At 61.8% G+C, this 1,459-nt stretch carries 1 protein-coding gene; it reads left to right on the top strand.

The genetic code is table 11. The annotated features are described in order from the left end of the window. Window positions 1-72: 72 nt before the first annotated feature. On the top strand, window positions 73-1,459 hold a 1,387-nt coding region (locus NW844_RS12795; protein ID WP_414336196.1), incomplete at its 3' end, for a phosphoglucomutase/phosphomannomutase family protein.

The raw sequence follows: 1,459 nt of genomic DNA, 5'->3' as shown, positions 1-1,459 counted from the left end.
GGGGGTGAGGGCTGGGCGGTCTGGATCTGGCTCTGCCGTGCTATGTGTAGTCGAGGTCGATTTTGGTGAACTATGGCCGGCAACTCTATTCGCTTTGGTACCGACGGCTGGCGAGCCGTGATCGCCGACGGCTTTACCTTTCAGAACTTGGCTATTGCCGCCCAGGCCAGCGCCCAGGTGTTGGCCCGCACCTATCCCGGCGCAGGGATCCTGATCGGCTACGACAACCGCTTTCTCTCTGAACGCTTTGCTGCCCACGCTGCCGAGGTGGTGGCGCGGTTGGGGATCCCGGTTTATCTCTCTGCCTGTGCTGCCCCGACGCCGGCCTTCAGTTGGGCAGCCAAGGAGCGCGGCTGCCATGGAGCCTTGGTGATCACCGCCAGCCACAACCCGCCCCACTATTCCGGCCTCAAAGTCAAAGGCGGCTTTGGCGGCTCTGTGCCCCCGGAGGTCACCGCTGCCATCGAGCAGGAGCTGCACCACCTGCAACCGCTGGGATCCAACTCCGCCCCCATCCACACCTGGGATCCCTGGCCTGGCTACCTGGCTCAGCTCAGCCGCTTTGTGGATCTGGAAAAGCTCAAAGGCTCCCCGGCCAAGATCTGGGTGGATGTCATGTTTGGCTCCGGGGCTGGGGGCCTCAAGCGCCTCTTGGGAGAGAAGGTAATTGAATTGCAGGCGCATCGGGATCCCCTATTTGGCGGCGTCTCACCGGAGCCGCTGCCGCAAAACCTGCAGACCTCTGCCCAGATCATCGCGGCGGATCCCGCCCCGTTAAAAGTGGGTCTGGTCTTCGATGGCGACGCCGACCGCATTGCCGCCCTCGACGGACAAGGCCGCTTTCTCAGCCCGCAGATCCTCATTCCCATCCTGATCGACCACTTGGCGGGGCGACGCGGCCTGCGGGGCGAAATCGTCAAAACCATCAGTGGCTCGGAGCTATTCGTCAAGGTGGCGGAGCGCTATGGCCTGCCGGTTACGGAAATGCCCGTGGGCTTCAAATACATCGCCGAGCGCATGCTGACCACCCAGGTGTTGCTGGGGGGAGAAGAATCCGGCGGCATCGGCTACCTGGGCCACATCCCCGAACGGGATGCCCTGCTTTCTGCTCTGTACTTGATTGAGGCCGTCACCGAAACCGGGCAAGATCTGAGCGCCCTTTACCGAGCTTTGCAGGAACGGGAAGGATTTAGCTCGGTTTACCAGCGCCGCGACCTGCACCTGGCGGATCAAAACCAACAAACCCAGCTATTCCAACGGCTACGGATGGATCCCCCGTCTGAGATTTTGGGGCAGAAGGTGATTAAGCATTTCGACAAAGACGGCCACAAGTTTACCCTTGCCGACGGCAGTTGGGTGATGATCCGCGGCAGCGGCACCGAGCCCCTGCTGCGGCTGTACTCCGAAGCCAAAACCCCAGAAGCAGTCAATCATCTGCTGGATTGGGCAGCCGGCTTGG

This window comes from Synechococcus sp. H55.2 (assembly GCF_047462495.1).
Lineage (GTDB): Bacteria > Cyanobacteriota > Cyanobacteriia > Thermostichales > Thermostichaceae > Thermostichus.
The sequence above is the reverse complement of the archived record's forward strand: the minus strand, read 5'-3'. Positions and strand labels throughout refer to the sequence as shown.